Here is a 2,968-nt window from a genome sequence, read left to right as displayed (position 1 = left end):
CACAGAACTGCTGATAGACAGGCCGCAACCAATGCGGTTTTGCCGTCCCGACGCGTGTAGCGAAGGTAACAGCGAAATCCCGTTTACATTGGGTGAGCATTTGCTGGCAGTCTGGTTACGTTCTCCCTACGGACTGAAAGTGTTAACCAGTTCACTTTATTGCGATTTATGGGAAAACCACGGCCAGATGGCGAAGCAACTGGATCAGCCAGAAGGCAGTCTGGAACCCCGGATTGAGCAGTGGTTGCGGCAAAAAATGGCAGTCGGTTACCGTGTCGAAAAACTCGCCAGTCAGGATTACCTGCTGGCGATGGAACAAGAAAAAAATAACAGGAGCGATGATTTATGAGTAACGAAAATTCGGTTTATTGCCATGATTGCCAGAAAATACTTAAAAGTGACTTATACATTAAACTTGTCAGAGACTACACCAATGAGCCTATCTCTAATGTGCCTTACATTCTGACAAATAAAGGGCTGGAACATTCGGGAACAAGTGATGGTCATGGTATGAATCTTGAAGAGGGTTTAACCAGCACACCGTTCACCATCAAAATAAATCCTTCTCAGGCGGTTTAGTTGACACACCTCATTAAAAATAGGAATGAGGCGAATGGCGGATATAAAAAATTTAGTAACGGAATGATATTAAACCCATTTTAATCAGGAAGACGTAAATGACCGAAGTCTTTAAAAAACATAAATACGATGACATGGAGTTGTACAAAAGCACTCAATCAGTGGCCGCGTGTGACTGTCATTTCGAAGAAAAAGACGGAAAACAAATTAAAGTTATTGATGTGCCGATACTCACCTGTGAATGTGTTTGGCGCAGGTATCAGAAAGAAGCCGAAGACATTGTTGCACCCGGAGGCAAGTTGATTGCCGACCCCAAAGAACGCAACAAACGCATTAATGCGGCTTACGCTAAAATATGGTTGGAAGATAATCGTTTCCAATGGGCTGGTCTTGCTGCTTTCGCTTCGAAGCAAGTGGGGTGTGGTTTGTTGCATGCCTATAATACAAACGAAAAGATACAAACTCAAAGTGACACTAAAAAGCGTGTAGTTAAGAGCGTAATGGAGGTTGATACATCATGGCAACTGGATTGGCCAATTTATCCAAAGCCTATGACCGAGAATGAGAGTGCAAATATTGCTCATGCTATGGAAGAACATAAGCAAGCTCGAGGAAATAACCCTCTGTCATCAATTCCTGACATCCATCTCCCTGGTGAGCAATTAAGCGTGACACAGCAACAGTTCGACCATGTGTATGAAATGATGGCGCTGGGAAATACAACGTTATTTTTGGATGTGTATCCACTACATGCTTTCTATAAGCAACGCGGGTTGAAAGATCTCAAAACTTGTTTAAAGGGGCGAAAAAACATCTACTATAACAACCAATTCCCAATACTATGGCCGATAGGGCAAGAAAAATTTGAATTTGGTCAGGACTATCCAGATATTCTTCTGGCTTTTGAAGCGATAGAAGCGGGGAAGATTGCTCAAGGCGTTGTGCATCTCGCCAACCATGAACAAATCAATATATTACAACCCACAATGTACAGTGATACTCACTTAGTCTTATTATTACGGGGCAATCAAATCTCTTTTGTCACTGGCTTGCCTTCTGGTGTAGCGGAATCGGTTGAATTAACGTTGGCGAGCCAGTGCCGACGTGTTGATGATGGCCGTACTATCGAATTTAGTGATGAGGCACTGGCCGATCTTTCTGATATAGAACAACGTATGCCTTTCGTGTATAAAGCAGCAACCCGTTTTGATGAGATGCTGCATGATGGCAACCGAAGTTTGCTCGAAGAATCTCTAAAAAATATTGCGGCAGGGCGAGGTGTAGAATGAATCTCTTACAACGCATAAGTTGGCGGCGTAATGGTTTAATCCTTGCAATTTTCATTGCATTAGGGCTGACCGCTGTTTACCTCTACCATTCCTTTTATTCAAAGGAACCTGTGATAGCTCTGATAATCGGTGAACCTTACGAGGATATGCGACAACGTTCCAGTGCCACTATTGCTCCACACCTTCCGGGTAAGATTTGGCATAATATTCCAAAAACGGATGCACGATTACGGTTTATCGACCCGAAATATGGATTTATTACCCCTCCAGCTCGATTCTTTGCTGTCCTATACGCAGATGATGTCATCACTAGTGTACGCATGTCACCACAAATCGAACCGTTGCTCTACGACGATGCGATTAAAATTGTATTGGATTTACAAGATCAATGGAGTAAAGCAGGTTGGGTACTTCTTAAAGGATATTACCCCTTGGTGAATACTCCAGAATTACACGATAATCTTCGCCATATGAAAGCCCCAGGAACGACCTATTGGCAAGCAGATGATCAGTATCAGATTAAACTGAATTTGGGACGTTTTAAAGATGACCGGCACCCTGATGAAGAACGCTATTTGATCACATTAGTGATTTCCAAACCGTGGTAATTGGGGAATAGCACAAACCAAAGTAGATGTGAGAATATCTTTTCTAGCATCCACAATTCAGGACGATACTGACGCGCTACGCTTGTCATCTCCGAGCTACCGGGCTAATACATTAACCCGGTAGCTCGGAGAGCTGAAAAAATATAGCCGTCACTATCGATTATTTTTATATAACTGCACAGATTTTCACGGGATAACGGGGTAAATAATATATTTGTCATATATTTCATTATGTTACTCTATCCCATGTTATCCCAGTCTATCCCGTAACATTATGGTGTTAATTTAAATTAACGCGATGTTCGACTTTAACATCCTATAACGTTGGCTTGTTGAAGCCAGTCGCGTTGACTTTTACCTTGTTTAAAATTGGCAAAAATACCCAACATGTGAGAAAGCAGTTTTCTGGCAATTCGATTACTCAAATGCCACAAATCCCGTGCCCAGCACTTCTCGATAGCAAATTGGCCGGCGAGTTGACCAATCACGGTT

Annotated in this window: 3 protein-coding genes and 2 pseudogenes; 4 read left to right on the top strand and 1 reads right to left on the bottom strand. The window is 42.6% G+C overall.

Features of this window, described 5'->3' with window-relative positions:
- From Xbed_RS18250 to Xbed_RS18235, 4 genes and pseudogenes are all read left to right on the top strand, one after another.
- A pseudogene (locus tag Xbed_RS18250) lies at window positions 1-349 on the top strand (DUF4123 domain-containing protein); the annotation flags it as partial.
- The gene (locus Xbed_RS18245) at window positions 346-579 is read left to right on the top strand and encodes a hypothetical protein (protein ID WP_086114251.1); all 234 of its coding nucleotides are present in this window, start codon (window positions 346-348) and stop codon (window positions 577-579) included. The pseudogene Xbed_RS18250 and the gene Xbed_RS18245, both read left to right, overlap by 4 nt.
- Before the next feature lie 98 nt (window positions 580-677).
- Entirely contained in the window at window positions 678-1,868 is a 1,191-nt protein-coding gene (locus Xbed_RS18240; RefSeq protein ID WP_086114250.1) for a DUF2515 family protein, read from the top strand.
- The gene (locus Xbed_RS18235) at window positions 1,865-2,476 is read left to right on the top strand and encodes a hypothetical protein (protein ID WP_086114249.1); all 612 of its coding nucleotides are present in this window, start codon (window positions 1,865-1,867) and stop codon (window positions 2,474-2,476) included. The genes Xbed_RS18240 and Xbed_RS18235 overlap by 4 nt, the downstream gene beginning before the upstream one ends.
- Window positions 2,477-2,784: 308 nt before the next feature.
- On the opposite strand, the pseudogene Xbed_RS18230 reads toward Xbed_RS18235, so the two are convergent.
- Window positions 2,785-2,968: pseudogene (locus Xbed_RS18230) on the bottom strand (IS982 family transposase); the annotation flags it as partial.

It is taken from the genome of Xenorhabdus beddingii (genome assembly GCF_002127545.1).
GTDB lineage: Bacteria > Pseudomonadota > Gammaproteobacteria > Enterobacterales > Enterobacteriaceae > Xenorhabdus > Xenorhabdus beddingii.
This window is presented reverse-complemented; position numbering and strand designations above follow the sequence as displayed.

What these genes read in the sequence shown, in the direction of transcription:
- Xbed_RS18245 (WP_086114251.1), top strand. Translation starts at nt 346, where the DNA reads ATGAGTAACGAAAATTCGGTTTATTGCCATGATTGCCAGAAAATACTT.
- Xbed_RS18240 (WP_086114250.1), top strand. Translation starts at nt 678, where the DNA reads ATGACCGAAGTCTTTAAAAAACATAAATACGATGACATGGAGTTGTAC.
- Xbed_RS18235 (WP_086114249.1), top strand. Translation starts at nt 1,865, where the DNA reads ATGAATCTCTTACAACGCATAAGTTGGCGGCGTAATGGTTTAATCCTT.